The organism is Streptomyces atratus, assembly GCF_014648655.1.
GTDB classification, from domain to species: Bacteria; Actinomycetota; Actinomycetes; order Streptomycetales; family Streptomycetaceae; genus Streptomyces; species Streptomyces atratus.
This window is the reverse complement of sequence record NZ_BMRN01000037.1, coordinates 14,086-34,731: the sequence shown is the minus strand read 5'-3', so window position 1 is coordinate 34,731 and position 20,646 is coordinate 14,086. Positions and strand designations below refer to the sequence as shown.

At 67.5% G+C, this 20,646-nt stretch carries 21 protein-coding genes and 3 pseudogenes; 13 read left to right on the top strand and 11 right to left on the bottom strand.

What is annotated here, in order from left to right; genetic code table 11:
* Positions 1-43: 43 nt before the first annotated feature.
* From rhaI to IEZ15_RS46540, 5 genes are all read right to left on the bottom strand, one after another.
* Positions 44-1,210, bottom strand: a complete 1,167-nt coding sequence (gene rhaI / locus IEZ15_RS34360) for an L-rhamnose isomerase (RefSeq protein ID WP_189280846.1) — start codon at positions 1,208-1,210, stop codon at positions 44-46.
* 422 nt (positions 1,211-1,632) lie between these two features.
* Entirely contained in the window at positions 1,633-1,860 is a 228-nt protein-coding gene (locus IEZ15_RS34355) for a hypothetical protein (RefSeq protein ID WP_114248585.1), read from the bottom strand.
* 88 nt (positions 1,861-1,948) lie between these two features.
* On the bottom strand, positions 1,949-2,440 hold the full coding sequence (locus IEZ15_RS34350; RefSeq protein WP_189280845.1) for a hypothetical protein: 492 nt from the start codon (positions 2,438-2,440) through the stop codon (positions 1,949-1,951).
* Positions 2,441-2,565: 125 nt separating this feature from the next.
* The gene (locus IEZ15_RS34345) at positions 2,566-3,366 is read right to left on the bottom strand and encodes an FAD-binding oxidoreductase (protein ID WP_229846306.1); all 801 of its coding nucleotides are present in this window, start codon (positions 3,364-3,366) and stop codon (positions 2,566-2,568) included.
* Positions 3,367-3,383: 17 nt separating this feature from the next.
* Positions 3,384-3,518: a hypothetical protein gene (locus IEZ15_RS46540; RefSeq protein ID WP_268250464.1), complete on the bottom strand. Its 135-nt coding sequence runs from the start codon at positions 3,516-3,518 to the stop codon at positions 3,384-3,386.
* Between the two features lie 152 nt (positions 3,519-3,670).
* On the opposite strand from IEZ15_RS46540, the gene IEZ15_RS34340 reads away from it, so the two are divergent.
* Positions 3,671-4,516: a pentapeptide repeat-containing protein gene (locus IEZ15_RS34340; RefSeq protein ID WP_189280843.1), complete on the top strand. Its 846-nt coding sequence runs from the start codon at positions 3,671-3,673 to the stop codon at positions 4,514-4,516.
* 157 nt (positions 4,517-4,673) lie between these two features.
* Complete coding sequence (locus IEZ15_RS34335; protein WP_189280842.1) at positions 4,674-6,038, top strand: radical SAM protein; 1,365 nt, start codon at positions 4,674-4,676, stop codon at positions 6,036-6,038.
* Between the two features lie 276 nt (positions 6,039-6,314).
* On the opposite strand, the gene IEZ15_RS34330 is transcribed toward IEZ15_RS34335, so the two are convergent.
* Positions 6,315-7,028 carry an NADPH-dependent F420 reductase gene (locus tag IEZ15_RS34330; RefSeq protein ID WP_268250466.1) on the bottom strand — a complete coding sequence of 238 codons (714 nt, stop codon included), beginning with the start codon at positions 7,026-7,028 and terminating at the stop codon, positions 6,315-6,317.
* Between the two features lie 136 nt (positions 7,029-7,164).
* Here IEZ15_RS34330 and IEZ15_RS34325 point away from each other — a divergent pair, with 136 nt between their 5' ends.
* Together IEZ15_RS34325 and IEZ15_RS34320 are read left to right on the top strand one after the other, a co-directional pair.
* The gene (locus IEZ15_RS34325; protein ID WP_189280840.1) at positions 7,165-7,716 is read left to right on the top strand and encodes a glycoside hydrolase family 25 protein; all 552 of its coding nucleotides are present in this window, start codon (positions 7,165-7,167) and stop codon (positions 7,714-7,716) included.
* Between the two features lie 195 nt (positions 7,717-7,911).
* Positions 7,912-8,358 (top strand): annotated as a pseudogene (locus tag IEZ15_RS34320) (alcohol dehydrogenase catalytic domain-containing protein); the annotation flags it as partial.
* Here the strand turns inward: IEZ15_RS34320 and IEZ15_RS45500 are convergent.
* Positions 8,317-9,356: pseudogene (locus IEZ15_RS45500) on the bottom strand (IS200/IS605 family accessory protein TnpB-related protein); the annotation flags it as partial. The pseudogenes IEZ15_RS34320 and IEZ15_RS45500 overlap by 42 nt on opposite strands.
* Positions 9,340-9,501 carry a hypothetical protein gene (locus IEZ15_RS34310; protein ID WP_229846305.1) on the bottom strand — a complete coding sequence of 54 codons (162 nt, stop codon included), beginning with the start codon at positions 9,499-9,501 and terminating at the stop codon, positions 9,340-9,342. The gene IEZ15_RS34310 and the pseudogene IEZ15_RS45500, both read right to left, overlap by 17 nt.
* Positions 9,502-9,559: 58 nt before the next feature.
* On the opposite strand from IEZ15_RS34310, the gene IEZ15_RS34305 reads away from it, so the two are divergent.
* Positions 9,560-10,024, top strand: a complete 465-nt coding sequence (locus IEZ15_RS34305) for a MarR family winged helix-turn-helix transcriptional regulator (RefSeq protein ID WP_189280838.1) — start codon at positions 9,560-9,562, stop codon at positions 10,022-10,024.
* 36 nt (positions 10,025-10,060) lie between these two features.
* A complete protein-coding gene (locus tag IEZ15_RS34300) occupies positions 10,061-10,330 on the top strand; it encodes a hypothetical protein (protein ID WP_114248592.1) in 270 nt (89 codons plus the stop codon).
* A gap of 53 nt (positions 10,331-10,383) precedes the next feature.
* On the opposite strand, the gene IEZ15_RS34295 is transcribed toward IEZ15_RS34300, so the two are convergent.
* On the bottom strand, positions 10,384-11,682 hold the full coding sequence (locus tag IEZ15_RS34295) for a nucleotidyl transferase AbiEii/AbiGii toxin family protein (protein ID WP_189280837.1): 1,299 nt from the start codon (positions 11,680-11,682) through the stop codon (positions 10,384-10,386).
* Positions 11,683-11,929: 247 nt separating this feature from the next.
* On the opposite strand from IEZ15_RS34295, the gene IEZ15_RS34290 reads away from it, so the two are divergent.
* Together IEZ15_RS34290 and IEZ15_RS45490 are read left to right on the top strand one after the other, a co-directional pair.
* Positions 11,930-13,093, top strand: coding sequence for a S1 family peptidase (locus IEZ15_RS34290; RefSeq protein WP_189280836.1), 1,164 nt, complete (start codon positions 11,930-11,932; stop codon positions 13,091-13,093).
* A gap of 607 nt (positions 13,094-13,700) precedes the next feature.
* Positions 13,701-13,799 (top strand): annotated as a pseudogene (locus tag IEZ15_RS45490) (integrase core domain-containing protein); the annotation flags it as partial.
* 313 nt (positions 13,800-14,112) lie between these two features.
* Here IEZ15_RS45490 and IEZ15_RS34275 read toward each other — a convergent pair.
* Positions 14,113-14,685, bottom strand: a complete 573-nt coding sequence (locus IEZ15_RS34275) for a hypothetical protein (protein WP_189280834.1) — start codon at positions 14,683-14,685, stop codon at positions 14,113-14,115.
* Positions 14,686-15,152: 467 nt separating this feature from the next.
* Here IEZ15_RS34275 and IEZ15_RS47350 point away from each other — a divergent pair, with 467 nt between their 5' ends.
* The 3 genes from IEZ15_RS47350 to IEZ15_RS34260 all read left to right on the top strand — a co-directional run bounded on the left by IEZ15_RS47350 (position 15,153) and on the right by IEZ15_RS34260 (position 18,002).
* Positions 15,153-15,932 (top strand): lipocalin-like domain-containing protein, encoded by a 780-nt coding sequence (locus IEZ15_RS47350; protein WP_373302682.1) that lies wholly within the window; start codon positions 15,153-15,155, stop codon positions 15,930-15,932.
* 912 nt (positions 15,933-16,844) lie between these two features.
* On the top strand, positions 16,845-17,162 hold the full coding sequence (locus IEZ15_RS34265; protein WP_189280832.1) for a hypothetical protein: 318 nt from the start codon (positions 16,845-16,847) through the stop codon (positions 17,160-17,162).
* Between the two features lie 678 nt (positions 17,163-17,840).
* Positions 17,841-18,002 (top strand): hypothetical protein, encoded by a 162-nt coding sequence (locus IEZ15_RS34260; RefSeq protein ID WP_189280831.1) that lies wholly within the window; start codon positions 17,841-17,843, stop codon positions 18,000-18,002.
* 550 nt (positions 18,003-18,552) lie between these two features.
* Here IEZ15_RS34260 and IEZ15_RS34255 read toward each other — a convergent pair.
* Entirely contained in the window at positions 18,553-19,023 is a 471-nt protein-coding gene (locus IEZ15_RS34255) for a GNAT family N-acetyltransferase (protein ID WP_189280830.1), read from the bottom strand.
* 224 nt (positions 19,024-19,247) lie between these two features.
* Here IEZ15_RS34255 and IEZ15_RS34250 point away from each other — a divergent pair, with 224 nt between their 5' ends.
* Complete coding sequence (locus tag IEZ15_RS34250) at positions 19,248-19,505, top strand: MarC family protein (RefSeq protein WP_114248600.1); 258 nt, start codon at positions 19,248-19,250, stop codon at positions 19,503-19,505.
* 381 nt (positions 19,506-19,886) lie between these two features.
* On the top strand, positions 19,887-20,531 hold the full coding sequence (locus tag IEZ15_RS34245; RefSeq protein WP_189280829.1) for a nucleotide kinase domain-containing protein: 645 nt from the start codon (positions 19,887-19,889) through the stop codon (positions 20,529-20,531).
* Positions 20,532-20,646: the final 115 nt, after the last annotated feature.

The following is a 20,646-nucleotide window of genomic DNA, read 5'->3' as shown; positions in this document are numbered from 1 at the left end:
GGCTGAATCGGGCGTACGGGCGTACGGGGGAGGGGACGGGGGCTCAGGCGCCCCAGCCGGCCTGTTCGCCACCGACCCGGGTGGCCGCGATCCGTTCCTGATTGCCCGAGGCCAGATATGCGGCGAACGGATCCCTGGCCAGCCCGATCTCATCACGCACCTCGGCGAGCAGTGGACGGACATCGGTGTTGTACGCGTCCATCAGGACACCGTTCGCGGCCAGCACATCGCCGGACTGCTGCGCGGCGCTCAGCGCGTCCATGTCGATCAGCAATGCCTTGGCGGTTGCTTCCTGCACATTGGCCACCGACCGGATCACGGCAGGGATCTTCGCCTCGATGTTGTGGCACTGGTCGAGCATGAAGTTGACGTTCGTCTCGGGCTTCATGCCGCCGTTCTTGACCACCTCGTGCATGATCCGGAACAACTGGAACGGGTCGGCGGCCCCGACCATCAGATCGTCGTCGGCATAGAACCGGGAGTTGAAGTCGAACGCGCCGAGCTTTCCCGCACGCAACAGGAACGCCACGATGAACTCGATGTTGGTGCCCGGTGCGTGGTGCCCGGTGTCCACGACCACCTGAGCGTTCGGGCCGAGATTCAGGCAGTGCGCGTACGCCGTTCCCCAGTCCGGCACATCGGTCGTGTAGAACGCCGGCTCGAACAGCTTGTACTCCAACAGCATCCGCTGGTCGTCGCCCAGCCGCTCGTACACCTCGGCCAGCGCCTCGGCGAGCCGGTCCTGACGGGCCGCGATGTCGTCCTGCCCGGGATAGTTCGTGCCGTCGGAGAACCAGAGCTTGAGATCGGGGGACCCGGTCTCGTCCATGATGTCGACGCACTCCAGCAGATGGTCCGTGGCCTTGCGGCGCACCTTCGGGTCAGGGTGTGTGACCGATCCCAGCTTGAAGTCGTCGTCCTGGAAGACGTTGGAGTTGATCGCACCGATCCGCAGCCCGAGATCCTCGGCATGCCGGGTCAGCGCTGAGTAGTCCTCGACCTTGTCCCACGGAATGTGCAACGAAACCTTCGGTGCCACACCCGTGAACGCGTTCACCTGCGCCGCGTCCTCCAGCTTCTCGAACGGGTCGCGCGGCACTCCTGGCTGTGCGAACACCTTGAACCGCGTCCCGGAATTCCCGTACCCCCACGACGGTGTCTCGATCACCTGGGACCTCAGAGCTGCCTTGACGGCCGACACATCAGACATGAACACCTCACAAGCGGAGTCATCCAGCGACCGTGGTCGTTCGGACGATGTGAATCGTTTCATCTGGACCGTACGCCAGGATTGACGCAAGCTTCCAGTCAAGCGGCTAGGTGTGTACTCTTCCTGGCTTGAATCAATTCACCCAACGGATCGGGCGGGCGCACTCGCAGAGGGGGTTGACCACGGGACGAGCGATTGGGTTCGGGCCGACATAGGCATCGAGTGCGCTCGGGATGGTCCTGAGACCGTCCTGCCCGCTGACTCGTTCAGAGCATGGTGGCGCATCGGAGTGACGAGGTGAAGAGCGACAACGCGACGACGGACGGCTACGACCGCCGGACGCCGGACGGGGCGGGACTTTCCGGTCCGGTCCGCCCGGCGTTGGAGAACACCGCAACCGCGGTGCCATTCGGCAGATCCGTTCAGCGACCGCTGCCGGACATGCTCGGCCGAAGCGAGCGCACGAGATCGAAGAACCGGGACTCGTTGCCGCAGAGCCCCGCACGCTCCAGCGCGCCATCGGCCTCCGCGATCGGCGAGGCGAGCAATGGCATGTACAAGGGGCTCTCGTCAGGTTCCGCGAGCGCGGCCCGAGTGGCCTCCAGCAGTCGGACATACGCCTGGGCCGCGGCGAGTTCGTCATTGCGCATCTCAGCATCTCCCGGTCAGAGGTGTCGGACCCACCAGCATCCCCCATGGGTCTGACAACGCGCTCCCACAGCGGCGCGAGGTCGCCCACTAGCCGCCGTTCGGCCGTCGGACACCGGTCGGTGGCTCGACCTCCAGAAATCTTCTGCGCCGCGGCCCGCGGTACAGCAGCACCGTCCAGCCCAACTCCCGCAGCACAGCCGCGCACCGGGCCAGTTCGCCCTCCTCCGCATGGGCGGCCCCGCTGCCGGGCGGACCGAGCCACTCGACCCTCACGCTGCCCGGCGCCTCACCCCGCTCCAGGCGGTACCCGGTTGCCGTACGCAGGCCGGAGTCGTCAACGGCCGAGGCGGCAAGGCCTGACGCCTCCAGTGCCAGGGCGATGGCCCGTATCGGCCGGTGGGTCTCCCACTGAGCGGGTACGCCCTCCGGGCTCGCGTGCCCGGTGTTCGTCAGCCGCCGGATCTGCAGCATCCCCTCGAACGCCGCCCGTACCGAGGCGTCACGCTTCCCGTCCGGTACCGGGTTCCTCGGGCCGTCCCCGGTGGCCGGTTCGAACCCGGTCTCGTGCTCGGTGTCCATCAGCGTCCCCTTCGCCCGTGCCGTGCTGCTGCCAGTGTGCGTCGCCCCACTGACAACGGCTCGGGCGCGAGGCATCGACCGTCCCGACCGGGTGGCCGAACCCGCCTCCGCGCAATGCGCCCTGTCTACGCCCGCGGAGCGTCACCTTCACCGGGCGGCGACGACCAGGCCATGCCGAGCACCTTGCCCGGATTGAGGATGCCATGCGGGTCCAGCGCCGCCTTCACCGCGTGATGCACGCCGAGCACCGCGGAGCCCAGTTCCTTGTCGCCCTCGGCGCCCGGGGCGTCGACCCGGCCGAGCAGCACCACGTCCGCGTCGGCGGAGAGTCCCATTCTCTTCCACGTGTCGACGGCGGCGAGAGAGTGACGGTCGACCAGTTCGAGCGCGGAGGGGATCACGCCCGACACGGTCACGGCGATCATCGCCTCTCCCGCCGCGACCACCGACGAGAAGTACCCCGCCATCTCCTGCGGCCGTGCCGGGCGCGGTCGCACCGTGATCTCCGTGATCAGGCCAAGGGTGCCCTCGGCCCCGACCATCAGCCCGGCCACGCCGTATCCCGCGACGCCCTTCGCAGTGCGTCGGCCGAGCGACACGACCTCGCCGAGCCCATTCACCACTTCGAGACCGAGCACATAGTCGAGTGTCACGTCGTACTTGACGCAGTGCATGCCGCCGGCGTCGGTCGCGGCGTTCCCGCCGATCGTCGACCAGGGCGAGCTCGCGGGATCCGGCGGGTACCGGAACCCGTGCTCGGCGCAGGCCGCCCGCAGATCGTCGTTGACCATCCCCGGCTGGACGACGGCCGGCCGCTCCGCGGTGTCGATGTGAACGATGCGGCTCATGTCCTCGAAGGACAGGACGATCGCCCCGTCGACGGCGTTCGCCCCACCCGAGAGCCCGGTGCCCGCCCCGCGCGGCACCAGTGGGATGCGGTGGGTCAGACAGTGCCGGCGAACAGTGCGCTGCTCGCCACGGTGAGCAGCGGAAGGAGAAGGGTGACGACGAGTCTGCGGATGAGCGGGCCCCGGCGGGACGCAGAGGAGGGCGAGACGGCAAATGTACGTACACGCATGAAGAGGCGCTCTTTTCACCAAGGGAACAGGGTGTAACGGACGCTACGGCGGCCTGGGCGTTTGGGAGCGATCACGAAATCGGCGCGAACGGGTGACGGATACCGATAGGGTCGACCGTCCACAGCTCCGTAACCCAGAGGATCCACGCACTGTGCCCGACAATGTCCAAGGCCCCGGTACCGACCGCACCGATCGTGCTTCGCTGCGCGCTGACTGTGCGAACTGTTTCGGGCTGTGCTGCGTCGCACTGACCCTGACCCGGTCCGCGGACTTCGCGATCAACAAGGATGCCGGTAAGCCCTGTCGCAATCTGCAGGAGGACTTCCGCTGCGGCATTCACACCGAACTACGGACCCAGGGCTTTCCCGGCTGCACCGTGTACGACTGCTTCGGAGCCGGCCAGAAGGTCTCCCACGAGACCTTCGACGGGCAGGACTGGCGCAGGGCCCCGCAGACCGCCCAGCAGATGTTCCAGGTGTTCCCGGTCATGCGACAGCTCCATGAACTCCTCTGGTACCTGACGGACGCGCTGTCCCTCGAACCGGCGCGCTCCCTGCACGGCGAGATCCGCCGCACTCTCGACGAAACGGAACGCCTCACCCATCTCCCGGCGGACGCGTTCACGGACCTGGATGTGGCCACACACCGCGACGACGTGGCCGCCCTGCTGCTTCGTACCAGCGAACTCGTACGAGCCACGGTGCCCCGCAGCAAGAAGCGCGACCGCCGCGGCGCCGACCTCATCGGAGCCCGGCTCAGAGGCGCCGATCTGCAGGGCGCCGATCTGCGGGGCGCGTACCTCATCGCAGCTGACCTCGAGGGCGCCGATCTGCGTCTGGCCGATGTGATCGGGGCCGACTTCCGGGACGCCGGCCTGGCCGGCGCCGACCTCACCGGCAGTCTCTTCCTCACCCAGGCTCAGCTCAATGCGGCCAGGGGCGACGCGACGACGAAGATCCCGCCCGCGCTCCGCCGCCCCACGCACTGGCACCGGTGATTCCCGGCCCGGACCGCGATTCTGACGGCCCGGACACCGTCTTTGCCGTGTCGGAACGAATCGGCCGGTGCGGCGGGGCACGGCCGACGCCCGTGGTTCGTTGCACAGTGTGGCGTACCCGGAACGCCTTCGACGACCGGACCGAGGAGTCCCGCACATGCCCAGCAGCACCGACCGCAGCCGCACAGAGCAGAGCCGCGCCGACGGGAGCCGCACCCGCCTGATCGAGCGGCTCATGGAGCAGTTCCCGCACGTGCCCCGGGAAGCCGTCATCAAGGAAGATCTGCTGCGCGGCGGCGTGGCGTTCGACGAGTCCGCCCTCAGCGACAACGAGGGCGGCGATGTCAAGCCGAAGTCCTACTTCATCTTCTCGTTCGACCACGGAACACTCCCCGAGCTCGGCGCGGCCGCACTCCGCCGTCCGCCGGAGGAGATCGTGCTCACCGGAGGTCCGTACGAACTGCGCAGGACCGTGGTGTCGGTTCGGGTCAACCCGGCGTCCCCGTACCGCGTCGCGGCCGATGACGACGGCGTGCTCGGGCTGTACCTCGACGACAGGCGGATCTCCGACGTCGGCCTGCCGCCGATGCCGGACTACTACCGGCACACCCTTGAGAACGGCAAGTCCGTGATGGAGGTCGCGCCCACCATCCAGTGGGGCTACCTCGTCTATTTGACGGTATTCCGGGTCTGCCAGTACTTCGGGGCGAAGGAGGAGTGCCAGTACTGCGACATCAACCACAACTGGCGCCAGCACAAGGCGGCGGGACGCCCGTACACCGGTGTGAAGCCGGTCGAGGAGGTCCTGGAGGCACTGGCCATCATCGACAAGTACGACACCGCGAAGACCTCAACCGCCTACACCCTCACCGGCGGTGCCATCACCTCTCACATCGGCGGCCGCGACGAGGCCGATTTCTACGGGCAGTACGCCAAGGCCATCGAGGAGCGCTTCCCCGGTCGATGGATCGGCAAGGTTGTCGCCCAGGCCCTGCCCAAGGCCGATGTGCAGCGTTTCCACGACTACGGTGTCCAGATCTACCACCCCAACTACGAGGTGTGGGACCGCCGGCTGTTCGAGCTCTACTGCCCCGGCAAGGAACGCTACGTGGGCCGCGACGAGTGGCACCGCCGCATTCTGGACTCCGCCGAGGTCTTCGGCCCCCGCAATGTCATCCCCAACTTCGTGGCGGGCGTGGAGATGGCCGAGCCTTTCGGCTTCACCACGGTGAAGGAGGCCATCGACTCGACCACCGAGGGCCTGCGGTTCTTCATGTCGCACGGCATCACTCCGCGATTCACCACCTGGTGCCCGGAGCCCACCACCCCGCTCGGAAAGACCAACCCGGACGGAGCGCCGCTGGAGTACCACATCCGCCTGCTGGACGCCTACCGCGCGACCATGGAGGAGTACGGGCTCAGCTCGCCCCCTGGCTACGGCCCGCCCGGCCCGGGGCGCGCGGTCTTCTCCGTCAGCTCGTTCATGGACAGTCTTCCGGCGCGTCCGGACGACGTTCAGTAGTACCGGGCCGACCGTCGGGCACCACCGGGGCGGAAGAAGCCAGTTCGCGTACGACCCGGGCGAAACCCTGCACCAGGACGTTGTCCGTGCCGTCGACCGGAGCGTCTTCCGGCTCCGGCCGTTCGATCGCGGCCGCCGCTCCGGCCGCCAGGGGCACGGTCGTGGCGACGGCCCGAAGACCTCGACGACATGGTCGCCGCGTACCCCGCCCGGGCCGTCGCAGCCCAGCTGGACGTCACCGACACGGCACCCGTTGACTGCCGGTGCCCCGCGCCTTCAGGCACGCCACTCCGCCGTGCGCTGTGGGGACGCTTCGGCGAGCGCCTTGGCGACGGCTTCGGCATCGCCCTGATGGCCGTAGACCGGCGTGCCGGGCTGTTGCCGCCAGGACTCGTCGAGGCCACCCGCGTCCACGGTGTCGAAGCCCAGCTCGTCGATGAGGTCACGTACGACCCGCTTGGCTGCAGCGTCGTCACCAGCCACCGGCAGCGCCTGACGGCCGGGGCTGCCCTTCGGGAGGCCGTTGGCGAGGATGTCCTGCGCGTACGTTCCGTTGAACGCCTTGATCACCGGGTGGCCGATCTGTTCCTCGGTCCATCGGCTCTCCGCCAGACCGTCCTCGATCGCGGTGATGCGGCCGTCGCGCTGCTGCGGGTAGTAGTTGTTCGTGTCGATGACCACGACCCCCTCTGCGGCCCCGTCGAGGAACCCGGAGGGCAGAGCGGGGACGGCCTTGACAGGGACGGTGACGACAACGATCTCGGCTCCCCGAGCAGCCTCCGAGGAGGTGGCCGGGGTGGCTCCGGTCTCCTCGGCGAGCGCGGTGAGCGTCTGCGGACCGCGCGAGTTGGCGACGGAAACGTCATGGCCCAGCGCCGTGAGGCGCCGGGTGAGGTTACCGCCGATGTTGCCCGCTCCGATGATGCCGATCTTCATGGATCCGACCTTCCGATGGTGCCTGCGGTACGTGACGTGGTCTCGCCGGTTCACCAACTACCCACTGCGGGTCCATATTCCGGGTAATGGCAAAACGATTCGCCCGTTCACCGGAAGGATGGGACCGGACGACTGCGGGCACGTACAGGAAGAGGAACGGAATCACCGAGCCCGCTTGGAGGCGGTGCCCATGCTGCATGGCGTCGATGTCAGCTCGTATCAGTCGTCCTTCGACACGGACGGACTGGACTTCGTCTTCATCAAGGCCACCGAGGGCCGTTCGTACGTCAATCCGCACCTGACCTCGCAGGTCAAACGTGCCAGGGACGCAGAATGCGTGGTCGGCTTCTACCATTTTCTCTGGCCGGGCAACATCACGGCGCAGGCGGAGTACTTCGCGAGCAAGGCTCCGGAGAAGGCCGGTGATCTGCTCGCGGTGGACTGGGAAGAGAATGGCGAGGGCACGCGGGCGAGCAATTCCGAGAAGGACGGCTTCATCCGTGAGGTCAAGCGCCTGAGGCCCCATCACAAGGTTCTGCTGTACTGCAACCGCTACTTCTGGCTTCATCACGACACCACGTCGTATGCGGGGGACGGCCTGTGGATAGCGGACTACGTGACCGCGGGGAAGCCCAGGATCGAGGCGTCCTGGCGCATTCATCAGTACACCGACCGGCCGCTCGACAAGGACGTCGCCGATTTCTCCTCGCGGACCGCCATGCGTGACTGGGCTCAGGGGTAGCCGCTCGGGCCGTGCGGCCGGCGATCGGGCATCGGCGAGCGGGCACGCAGCATGGCACGGAACATCGGGCAGGGGGCACGGAAAAGTGAAATCCGAACACCTGGATTACTCTGTTTCGAGGCTTCTGTACCCCTCTGTGGTGGTGGGGGGTGGCTGCTGAGCCGGACGTGCGCGATCGAAGCGGAAGAGTCATCCATGAAAGCCGCCGTTGTCCGCAGCTTCACCGAACCGCTGGTTGTCGAGGAGAGGCCCGTGCCGACGCCGGCCGGGCACCAGGTCCTGGCGCGGATGGAGACCTCCGGGCTGTGCCACACGGACATTCACGCAGCGCAGGGCGACTGGCCGGTCAAGCCCAGCCCGCCGTTCGCGCCGGGCCATGAGGGCATCGGCATCGTCGAAGCGGCCGGTGAACAGGTCACGCATCTTGCAGTGGGGGATCGAGTGGCCATCCCCTGGCTCGGAGAGGCGCGTGGACACTGCGACTACTGCATCTCCGGCTGGGAGACGCTCTGCCTGAAGCAGCAGAACAGCGGCTACTCCGTGGACGGCAGTCATGCCGAGTACGCACTGGCGCACGGAACGTATGTGGTGCCGGTGCCCGCCGGCATCGACCCGTTGGACGCGGCACCGCTGACCTGCGCGGTGCTCATCGCGGGTCTTCTCCGCCTGGAAGTCGAGGTCTTCGACTGCGATCGCCTTCCCCCGGCACGTTTTCGCCCAGTTCAGCAGCCGCGACAGGGCATGGCGGACTTGGGCGTCTCGGTGGCCGGCCGAGCCGCTGAGGCCGTAGGAGAAGTGGCGGGGCCGGCCGATCGGGTTGCAGCGGAGATCGAGGCGCCAGGCGGCGAGGTGGTCGGCGTTGGTGTCCACACCGATCACACCGTGCGCCAATGCTGTTTCGATGGGGATGGTCTGACGGGCGGGTAGGGCCAGGAGGTGGTCAGGTACCAGCGCCCGGGCTGCACGTCATGGTGGATGCGGTAGGAGACGGCCCGGTTCGATTCGATCCGGTCCCGCCATTCGGTGCCCCGGTGGGAGAACCGCACACGTGCGGCAAGGACGTGCCGGCCGTGCTGGGCGTTGGCGTACTCCGTCAGCGGGGCGGGCAGTTCGATGCTGACCTCACCGTCGGCGGTAACACGGAGCATCTCGTTCCCGTACCGCTTCCCCGACTCACCATCCGATGACAGGAACCAGTGTTCTGCCTCCCACAGCTGCCGCCATTCGGCCTCGGTGAGCTGCGTGGAGTTGAGGTTCTGCCGGCGCGGGCCGGCCGTTTACCCCCGCGTACGACGTGGAGGCGTCCGGCTTCGCGGTCTGCCCGCACCACGGCGAGTCGGTCCTCCTGCTCCGCCAGGCGGCGCGTCTTGGCGTGCCGCTCCCGCCGGGAGCGGAGGCCGCCCGGAGCCCGCGTGCTGCCCTTCTCCCCGACGGACAGGGACAGGCGGTGCGCGAGTCCTGATCGTGGTTTCGAGGTTCTGGACGTGTGCCAACTGTCCGCGCCGGGAGAGCGCCCACTGATCATGCGTGGCCTTGGTGAGCGCGCCCGCCCACCGCGACGGCGAGAGCGGCGTCAACTCCCGCTTACACGCCGCCCACGTATTTGTGGAGTGATCCAGACCCTCACGCAAGCGGGTCTTGGCCGTCGACGTCCCAGTGTGCGTACGGGCCGGACTCGCTGCCACTGGCCCGGGTCGCCCCGATCGGAGCGGGCGGCACCGCATCGTAGAAGCGGAAGTGGTCGGTGAACCTGCTGACCAGCAGACGCGGGTGCAAGGCATCCATGACGTGCTCCAGTTAGTAGGTGAAGACCCATCATTGGGTGAAGCCTAAGATATCGTCGATGAGCGAGACCCCGCCCAGCCTCCTGGGACTCACGACCTATCTGCTGTCCAAGACCGGCAAGGCCGCGCGGAGCCGACTGGCAGCGCGACTGGCCGAGCGCGATCTGCGGCTCTGGCACATGGCCGTGCTGTCGGCTCTGGTCGATTTCGGCCCTCATGTGCAGCGGGAGCTGGCGGCACGGCTCGGGATCGACCGGAGCGATATGGTCAAGATCGTGGACGATCTGGCGGTGGCCGGACTCGTGGACCGGGCTCGCGATACCATCGACCGCCGCCGGGTGACCGTCACGCCCACCCGGGCGGGCCGCGCGATGCTGGCGGACCTGCAGGCCGAGGCCCTGGCTGTGCAGCAGGAACTTCTCGCCCCCCTGACCAGCCCCGAACAGGCGCAGCTGGCAGCCCTGTTGAGGCGAGTGCACGCCCATGTCCACGAAGGGCCCGAAGAACCGCGGTCAGGTCGCTGAGCACTTCCCCGAGTCCGGTGCGGCAGACTTTCCCGGGTGACCACAGCCGCGGCTCAGCCGCCTCGTGACCGTGCGCTCGGGCGCGGAATCTCCACCCTCATTCCACAGGCCGCGACCGCAACCCCGGCCGAACATGCGGCGGCCGTACTTGCGGCCATGCAGAGCGTTCCCGTCCGGGTGGGAGTCCTCCAGGCTGCCGCGGTGCTCCTGGAGGCGCGGGTGCGTGCGACGGAGGATGGCGCGGAGCGCGCGGCGGCAGCGACGACAGTCGCCATGCTGCGCAGCGCGATCGGCCAGGCCGGCTGAACCAAGCAGCCGTGCCGGGAGCCGGCCCGGTGAAAGACCTGCGGAGTCGCTCATCAGCGCAGTACGTCGAGAATCCGGACGCACGCGCCCGGATTCTCCCGCCAGTAGTGCCAGCTGTCCTCATGGGACAGAACAGTGGCGAGGGCGTCGTCCAGCCCGAGACTCCGACTCCCGGCGAGCTCTCGTACGATCACGACGGCTGCCGCCAGTCCGGCACCTCCGCCTTCGGCGAGGTGCCGGAGCCCGGCTGCACGGCACTCGGCGGCCGTCGTGCGCGCGGACTCCACCAGCGGTTTCAGCCACCGGGCCCACTGGCTGTAGGGGTCCTCCTCCGGTTGCACCGCCGTCTCCAACAGCGGTGCCAGTGCCCGAGCCAGACGTTCGCGATAGCTCGCGGCACTCTCCGTGACCCACGGGTGTTCGGCGATGAAGTGTCCCCAACCGGTCTCCACGTCCAACCAGTCGAGCCACCAGGTACCGGCGGGCCGCAGTCCCTCGGTACCCCCGAGGACGAAGGTGTCCCGCACCAGTTCGTACCGTGGTGGAGTGGCTTCCGCCAACAGGACGGCGTCGTACAGGTCTTTGCCCTGCGGGTACGCGTCAGTGATCAGCCAGAGCAGCTTCCAGGCCAGTGACAGTTCGGGGGATGCGGCCAGTACGCGGCACCCGGGACCGTCTCCCAGAGGCTGAAGATCAATGACTGCTGCCGGGGCAGGCAGGGTCTCGTTGAACACCACATCGAGTTGTACGGTGTCGCCGGGCACACGGGGGGCCGTCCAGGGCAGCAGCATACGGCGGCCAGGAACCCGGTCATACGTCCAGATGTCCTCCGTCACCATGCCGGCCGCGTCGATCCGGACAGAGCCGCGGGCGGCGGCTGCCGCGTCCCGGGCGATCGAGTCGAACAGACCCGAGGCCCGGGGGCCGTCCATGGCCCAGTCCTGAGGCACGACGAGGAAGTCCAGGTCGCCTGGTTCACGAGCCGCCCCGAACCAGGTGGCCATCAACGCGCTGCCACGCAGCACAAGATGCCTGCCCCACGGGCCGTCCGCGACAGCCGCGAGGACCGTATCCAGGGCAGTACGCCGCGCCCGGCGCCAGGCCCGGCCCATCTCTTCGCCCTCGCCCTCGCCGTCGAACTCGGGCTCCCCTGCCCGGTAGGCGTTGGTGAACTGCTTCAGAGCGGGCTTGAAGATCACCGGGTGATTCATGCCCGCCGGGGCGGGCAGCAGCGTCCCGGGAAGGTCGGAGCTGCGTCGCGTCTCCTCGTCGAGAGGTACATGCGGGATTCGTGGGGAACCGTTCCAAAGCCCGGACCAGGAAGAGGAGTTGTCGGCGGGGGGGGGTGTCATGGCGGGGCTCCTGAGGGGAAGTGTGCTGCTTTTCGCGTGATTCGCGGCGGCGGTTTCCGCGCCGGACACGCGCGAGCGCCTGACAGGAGGATAGGTCCAGAAGTATTCATTGGCATGGACCTGATAAGCGCTCTGGGTTACAGTCCGTTGCGGCATGCTCTGAGAGCGCTCTCAGGCGGACCTCTCGGACGCCTGCTGTTCCTCCCCACGATGCCGGAACGACAGAAGGGCCATTCCCTTGAGACGCATGACAGCCTTAAGCGCGAGCCTTGCCGCCACTCTGGTCGTCGGAGCCTGGGCGACCCTAGGTCTCGCCTCTGCCTCTGCCTCCGCCGTGAACTCACAGTCCACTGCTCTCCGTGCCGATACCGCTCAAGCGCAGGCGTCCGCCGGACTGATCTCCGCCCTGCGGAGAGATCTCGGCCTGACGGAAAGCCAGGCCAGGGCGCGTCTGGCTGCGGAGAAGACGGCAATAGCCGTACAGGACAAGGCGCAACGGGCCGCCGGATCCTCGTACGCAGGTTCATGGTTCGACCCGGCCACGGGCAGACTCATCGTAGCCGTCACCGACGGTAAGAGGGCCGACGCCGTAGGAGCGGCCGGTGCGAGCGCCCGGCTGGTGAGTCACAGCACACGACAGCTCGACGCGGCCAAGGCGCAGCTCGACAGGCTATCCGCGCCGGACGGCATCAGCAGCTGGCATGTCGACCCGAAGGCCAACCGGGTCGTCGTGAACGTCGTCGCATCGGCAGAAGGTGACAACGATGTCCGAGAATTCGTCGAACAGGCCCGCAAGGCCGGACCCGTCCAGGTGAAGCGGACGCCCGAGGCGCCCAGGACCTTCTCTGCCGGGACCGTGGGCGGCGACCCGTACTACACGGGGAACGTCCGGTGCTCCATCGGCTTCTCCGTGTACGGCGGCTTCGTCACGGCAGGGCATTGCGGCCAGGCAGGCGCGGTGGTCAGCGGATGGGACGGCTCGGCCATCGGTAACTTCCAGGGATCGTCCTTCCCCGGTGACGACTATGCCTGGGTCAGCGTGGGCAACGGCTGGTGGACGGTCCCCGTGGTCCTCAGCTGGGGCGCCGTCTCCGATCAACTGGTCAGGGGCTCCGCAGAGGCACCCATCGGTGCCTCCATCTGCCGCTCCGGCTCCACGTCCCACTGGCACTGCGGCAACGTGCTGGCCACGAACGAGACCGTGAACTACAGCCAAGGGGCCGTCTACCAGATGACCAAGACGAGCGTCTGCGCCGAGCCGGGTGACTCGGGTGGATCCTTCATCAGCGGGGACCAGGCCCAGGGGGTCACGTCGGGCGGCTGGGGCAACTGCAGCAGCGGTGGCGAAACCTGGCATCAGCCGATCAACGAGATCCTGAACCGGTACGGACTGACGCTGCACACGGCCTGACGGTACGCAGGCGGGCTCGATCCGTTTTCCCGCCGGCTGTTCTTGAAGGGCCTGTCGCGGCAGGAGGTTCGTCACTCCAGCGTGACAGGCATTTCGGGGGAGAGCGCCCAAGGCCGGGACAGGACAGGACGGCGAGGAGTGTTCCGCAAGGTCAGAGGAAGGGCGACGGTGGTGCTCCGGCTGACCTGGCCCGAAATTGCATGGGGCGAGGCGGCCGGTCGGGGAATACGGGCGACTGAATGAGTGCCGTTCGACCTGGCGTGCGGTCGGACTCGAGGCCGGGCGGGAACGCTTGAGGAGCCGTTGCGTTGCCGACGGAAGCCGGCGGGAATGGTGCAGGTGGATGGCAAGCGGCAGACGCCAGGTGTGCCGCGCGGGTATTCCTTTCCCGTGAAGAAGCAACGGCGTACCAGGCCGGAAGTTCTCGTATTCTGCGTGGTGGCGGCTCTGGCCTATGCCGCCTCGATCATCTGGCTGTGGGTGGTCGACGAGCGGACGTGGATGTGGGTCGACGTCATCGTCTTCCCCTTCATCGTGCTGATGGCGTTTTCCGTCATCTTCGGTGACCGCACACCCGACGGTTCAACGGACTTCCTGGGAGACGCTGTCCGAGGTCGAACTGGCCACCGCCGAGTGGGTCGACTGGTTCAACCACCGTCGGGTGCACGGTGAGATCGGCTACGTCCCACCCACCGAATACGAAGCCACCCAAGGCCAACAGAACAAAAGGCCCCGGATCGCTGTCGCAGCCTGGGGTCTCGATCAAACCCGGAATGGTTCAGGGGGCGTGTTGGGTGCGGTTGTTCAGAGGCGGTGGGGCGTGTGAGGGCGGGTGTTCTGGCTGGGCTGCCGATGTTTTGCCGTCCGGTTCTTTTGGACGCGGCAGGTGTGTGGGGTGTCGGGCATTGGCCGGGTGCGTGTGAGCATCTGGGACCGGGTTGTGCAGGTAGGGGGTGCGCAGACCGGAACCCCGGCCCGATTCCGGCGGGCCGGGGTTCTGTGTCATGCGGGTGTCTCGATCACCGGCCTTCGTACCCGCCTTCGTAGCCGCCGTCGTAGTGGCGCGAGAGCACCCGGAAGCTACCCACGACGCCGTCGTGGACGAAGACGCCGCCCCGGACGTGGCCGGGGAACACACCGTCGCTGGAGCTGTGAGGTCCGACGGTGGCGATGGGGGCGCCGTTGTCGCAGGTGGCGCCGCGGAAGACCTCGATGGTCCTGCGACTGTCGTTGCGGATGTTGAGACTGTTGGAGCCGAGGCCGCTGACCACGGTGATGCAGCCAGCGGGGTCGTCGGTGTACGTGCGCTCGTTGATCTGGATCCGACCCTCGTAGTAGTCCCGGTCCCCGTGGCCCCGGTCGTCGTCATAGCCCCGGTCGTCGTCGTAGCCCCGGTCGTCGTTGCCCTTGCCTTCATTGCCCTTGCCGGCGTCGCCGCCGTCGAGGGCCGAAACGAGGGCGGTGGCCTGCTGGGCGACAGGGGATGCATGGGCCGGCTCGATGGTGGCGGCCGAGGCGTAGGTGATGCCGGTGGCGGCCAGTGCCGCGACGGCCACGATGGCTGCGGAAACGACGGTGGAACGGGTAACCATGTCACTTCTCCTGTCTCAGAGAGGTCGGCCGGGCAGTCGGCCTGTGATTGAACGTAGTGACGGTCCCCATAGCTCTCATATCGGACACCTTGGAGGGTTGGTGCGGGGCGCCGATTGGGGTACAGGGGACACCCGTATGTGATTGCCGGATAATCGGATGAGTTGTCAATTACCTTTCAATTTATGATGGTTGATGCACCCTTAGCCTTTCTGGGCGACTTTCTGACGCCCGCTCACCCCCTGGTGGCAGCGTGTCTTTGTTGACACTGCCTGGGTGGGAGGTGCGCGCGGGTCGTCCTGAATGCCCGTCAATGATGGCCCCTCCGCCCTGACCTGCGGTGATGGCCCGTAGAGCCGTTGGCCGGGCACCGTCGTGCGGCCGGTCCTTTGGAATCGATGCCGGAGTTGAGTCAGAACCAGAACTCTGCGACAACCGGTCCCGTGGATGAGGGGGATCTCGGCGCTGAGTGACAGCCGCACTCGTGTCTCAGCGTCAAAAGCCACATGGCAAAAGTGTCCGGGCATGCCCATGCTCTGTGGGCGCCGAAGGCGCCCACAGAGGGGGGTTTTCGGACATCCCAGGGGGACCAGCTGGTGTCGCGGGGCCTGCGTGGCATCTGCGGTCTGTTGCACGGGTAGGGAGGAGGACGAAATCGTCCCTACGCAGCTTTGTCCAGAAGTCCAGAAGTCCAGAAGTCCAGAAGTCCAGAAGTCCAGAAGCTCTGGAAAGGAAACACGTGTACACCCCGTCCCGCACCGAACCACACCGTCGACCCGCCCACCGGCCGGATGCGTCCGAGCATCCGCTCGTAGGCGCCTGGCTGCTCAGCACCGTCGCGATCGTGGACGTCTCCGGTCACACGCTCGAACACCCCCTGGGACATCGTCCGACAGGACTGATCACCTACACCGCGGACGGCCACATGTCCGTGAGCATGCTGAACCCGGACCTGCAGTCCGGCGCGGCAGCGGAGACGGAGACGGGGACGGGCGAGCCAGTTGACACGGCGACCTTGTTCAGGACATCTCCGTACCTGGGGTACGCCGGTGCCTACGAGGTAATGGGTGATTTGGTCGTTCACCACCTGCACGTGGCGTCGTTACGTCCGTGGGTCGGTACCAAGCAGGAGCGCCGATGGAAAGTGGAGGGGGACCGATTAACTCTGCTTCCCCCGACTGAGGGGACCGGCGAGGAAGCGCGCACCCCGAGGCTCGTGTGGCACAGGCCGACCGGGGACGCCACATGAGCGACGAAGGGATCCAGGGTCCGGCCTTCGGGCCGGCCGCTTCCACTGCGTGGCGTGGGATGCGGTCCTTGAGGACCGCTCCGCGCTGATCCTGCCCGCTGCGCGGAATCTCGGTAGCCGCTGACAGGGCCCGAGCGGGGGCAGCGCCAGCCGACGAGCTCCGGGTGTTCGCCCTCGGTCTTGCGGCCACGGCGCCAGCTCCTGGCCGCTGGTCGGTTCGTACCGGCTGCGCGTGACGGTCGGCGACGCGCTGCTGAATCTCATCTGCAGCCTTGACCACGTTGGCCGGAGCGGCGCAGCCGGGCACGAGGGGACCATCCGGCAGGCGAGGGGCGGCCAGTTGGGGTGGATGGTGCGCCCGCACGGTCGGCACGACGGACTGGGCGGGCTCACTGCGGGGTGGCCGACCGCAGGCTCGCAGGCCCGGCACAGTGGTTCATTGAGGGCCCATCCAGCTCCCGCACGACCCGGTCCGTGAGTGTCGGTCGCCGAGCTTGCGCAGGCGCGCCCGTGACTGAGATGCTGATCGGGTTTTCCACTGAGCGGTGTGACCGGCACTTGGTCGACGGGCCGGCCGTCTTTTGGTATCCGTCCCCGCGTTCCGCGAGACGGACCCCGGAGCGTCGATGCTGGCTGGGGCGTCGCTTCAGACGCCCTCGGCGGAGTGCTGGGGTACCGTGGGCGCATCCGTACCAACCCGCTGCTGAGGTCTGCCGGTCCCCTGCCCGGATCGGTGTTCCCGGCTTCTTCGAGGGGTAGTTCCTGCCGACGGTGCTCCAAGTCGGCCGCGAGAGCGGGCTCGTCGGCACACCGGTGATCGTCGGCAGCTTCGGATAGCAGCGGCCCAGGAGCGGTCGGACTTCCTGCCAGGACGGCTTGCTCAGCCGGCGGCAGCAGCCGATCATTCGAAGTATGAGATCCGCAGTGCAGTTGTTCGTCGCCGATGGTCCTCTCCTCGACTGGGACGCGAGTGAAGGGGAGATCGACAGGCGCGAAAATCAGCTCAAGGAGATCTCCGGACCGGTTACGGCGGACGAGGCCAAGGCGCTGGTTGCGTGCTTCGGTCCCGACGACTGCTACGGCGTTGCATGGTCGTTGTTGCACCTCATCGAGACCGGCCCGAATCCGGTGCTGACCACCCAGCCCGCTCTCGAAGCCAACGAGTGGCACCACACGCTCTGGACGCGAGCCGTGAACGGTGGCCTCGTTCCAGGAGTCTTGGCCGACTGAAGCCGTGAGGTGTCTGACAGGACACCCAGGCCGACCGTAAGGGCGCCCAGCCGGATATTCCGGGAACGTGGGACCACCGGGCCCAGTAGGTAAGGCCTTTCATCCCTGAGAGGCTGTGGGTGACGTCGGTGATGTGGAGGTACGGGGGAGGATTGGCGGAGCACCCGGACGTGGGGAAGCCTCGCTGCCGCCGACCCGGGCCATATCACACCGGCTGTGAAGCGCAAGCTCAAGATGCGGCAGTACCGACGACCTGATCGACGGCTGCCTGAGTGGCACCGGCCTCGTCCTGGACCGCTGATCGCGTCGAACGTTCGGCGAGAGACTCCTGTGTCCGCGCGCATCTCATGCGCGAAAACGAGGCCTCGGGCAGTGCGGGAGGCGGCGCCCGCCCGGGAGTCCTTCGCAGGCCGATCGGACGGGCTTTGTCAACGCCGCTGAAGTGTGTCGATCGCGGACGGGCCGTCCCAACCAGTCACCTGACGCACCGCCGACTGCCGATGAACCAGCCTTGTCAAGCCACCTGCTCGGCGCGGGCGCGGGGCTGTGCTGGGCGGCACCGCTCTGTCGCTGCCCGACCTCCGGTCAACTCTGCGGCATTCTGCCTGCAGCGCGTATACTCGGCCCCCGCTTCCCCTCACCGGAGGGAGGCGGCCGTACCCCGACAGAAAGTTCAACATGAGTCCCGCAGACAGGTCCGAGGCACCGATCTACGCCAGGCTTGTGGAGGAGCATGGGGACGTTTTGGCCGAGACGCGCCGGGTGGCCGAGCAGACCTTGCGCGAGGCGGACCGCGCGATCGACTTCAGCGGCGTTCGCCCGCCGGTGGCATTCCGCTAGCTCTGCACACGAGTCCCTCGTCCAACTTGAGGGCCACGATGGGCCCATGCGCTTCGTCGGCCAAGTGCGACTGTTCGAGAGTGTCAGTGGTCCCCGGCGTGCTGCTGCCCATGACCACCTCGCCGGACAGCCCTGCCCGGACCTCCCGGATGCGGCGCATCGCGCGCACGTGGGCGAGCACAGCGGAGTCCGCCACAGTGCGTCCCCGCCCTTCGCCTGCTCGGGTCAATCAGTGCGACCGGTGCACGGGTCCGGCAGCGTTCCGGGACCACTGCCACGACCGCGGTCTTCTCCGCAGGCTGCTGTGGCGGAGCCGCAACGGAAGCGAAGCCTTGTGGGCCCGTACCCACTGCGGCGCGAACCACCTGATGGCCTGCCAGGAGGGACGGGATCCTGGAGGGGCCGCCTGTAGCGGTCCAGGCTCGGGATGACAAGAGTGTCGCCCGGGTCGAGGAAGGCGTCACATGCCTTCAGTTCCGGCCGCAGTTTGTGAGACTCCGGCGAGCGATCTTCAGAGAGCAAAGGTTTTTTGAAGGCGGCGGGTCGCCTGTCACGGACGCCAGCACAGTGAGGGGTCGGGGTGGTCGACGAAGCCGAGTGCGCGGTAGAGCGGTTCGCCGTCGGAAGAGGCGTACAGGTCCACTCGGGCGACCTCACGTTCCCGGAACCAGTCGAGCAGGCTGTGCATGATCGTGCGGCTGTGGCCGCGCCGTCGATTCGCCGGATCGGTGACCACGCCGATCACATGTCCGATCCGGCCGTTACGTAGGTGCGGGCCGGGCAGTCGTTGCTCGATGGTTCCGATGCCGCAGGCGGCAAGGCCGTTGTTGCCGTCAACGACGAGGATCCGAACGGCGTCGGATGCCAACTGTTCCTTCAGTACCGCAGCAAGGGTGTGCCGCCAGTCGTCGTCTGCTGATGAGGGGTTGAAGAAGTCGCCGCCGAGGGTCTCGAACAGCAACGCCCGCAGGCGTACGAGTTCCGCGACGTCGTCCTCGGCTGCCTGTCGTACACGTGACATGTAATGACCTTATAGTTGTTCTGACTCTTACGGCAACCCGTTTCAGGGCGGCGCCCTTGGAGTGCACTCCGGACTGGTCTCCTGCTGACCAGTAACACCACACGCCGCGCCGGGCGGGCGCCGACGTGCCGACCATTCCTTCGTCTTCGGGCTACAGATCCTCGGCAACGGCCTGCGCACACGCCGAGGCTCTGACACGCAACGCCTGACACGCCCCCCTGGCCATGACAGCACTGCTCATCGAAGCGACAGCACGCTCCACCTGGACCTGGCGCTCCACCGTTGCCGACGCGTACCTCGCTGTGATTGTGCTCGACCTTGTGTGCATCCTGCTCCTGGAGCGCGTACTCCGCGCCACACATCACGCGACAGTGGAGCTGCTCGGCCGACTTCTGGGGCTCCTGCTCGCAGCCGTCAGCATCGACCTCGTCCTCGACGGCCTGGACGTACTTGGCGTCGAGGGACTCGCGCGCGGCCACTGAGAGCGGAACTCACTCGTACCTCCCAGTCGGGGTTTGGCTGCCGCCCGTGGGCTGCTGTGACTTGGCCGCTCAGCACCCCGCGACGAACCGGTCGCCGGATCGGGAAGTGCGACCGAGACCGCTGTGTAAGGTTGTGTCGGCGCGGTCGTCTGCGGCAGGACCTGCACACACGATCGTCTGGAGCACGATGAACCTGATCTGGGCCGTCGACGTGGCTGGCGGCGAACCCGCTCTCATCCTGGCTCGCGCAGGCCACGGCCAAGAGGTCCTTCACATTCCTGGCCGAGTCGTGAACCGCGTCGGCGACGGATACCGCGGTGAGGGCAATACCGGCGCCCGCGACGCTATCGCCGACGGGGCCCGCATTGCGAACTCGGCGAAGTGCGCTGGGACGCCTACGACTACCGGGCCTACGACCAGATTCTGTCGGCGGCGTTCACCAAGGGCCGGCGACTGTACTCGGCCGCCTGCATCGTGCCCCCGCCGCAGCTGGGGGAGGGGCGCAAGCACCGCAATCACCTGCGGCTGCTTGAGATGATGATGACCGCGGGCGTGCCCGGACGTGTCCTGGAGGCCGCGACGATGCGCGAGGCGTACGAGGTGCTCCTCGGCTACCCGGCGATCGGCCCGTTCCTGGCCTACCAGTTCACCGTCGATCTCAACTACGCGTCACAGATGGCGTTCTCCGAGATGGACTTCGTCATGCCCGGCCCCGGCGCGCGCGACGGGATCCGCAAGTGCTTCGGCCGCTCGGCCGACGGCATCGAAGCCGACGTCATCCGCTACATGGCCGACTCGCAACAGGAGCATTTCGCCCGCCTCGATCTCCCCTTCCACGGACTGAAGGGACGGCCTCTCCAACTGATCGACTGCCAGAACCTGCTCTGTGAGGTTGACAAGTACGCCAGGGTCGCGCACCCGGAGATCGCCGGCATCAGCGGCCGCAGCTGCATCAAACAGTCGTACCGGCTCGATGCCAGGCCGCTGCGGGCATGGTTCCCGCCCAAGTGGGGCCTGAACGACTGAGGGCCGGCTGTGCCTGCGCCGGGCATGTTCGCCCTGGACCGCACGCAGGCGTGGCCGGGCGTGTCCGTTCGTTGAGGAGGCCCCGTGCCCTGCGTCCGCCAGGGGGCGTCCCTGT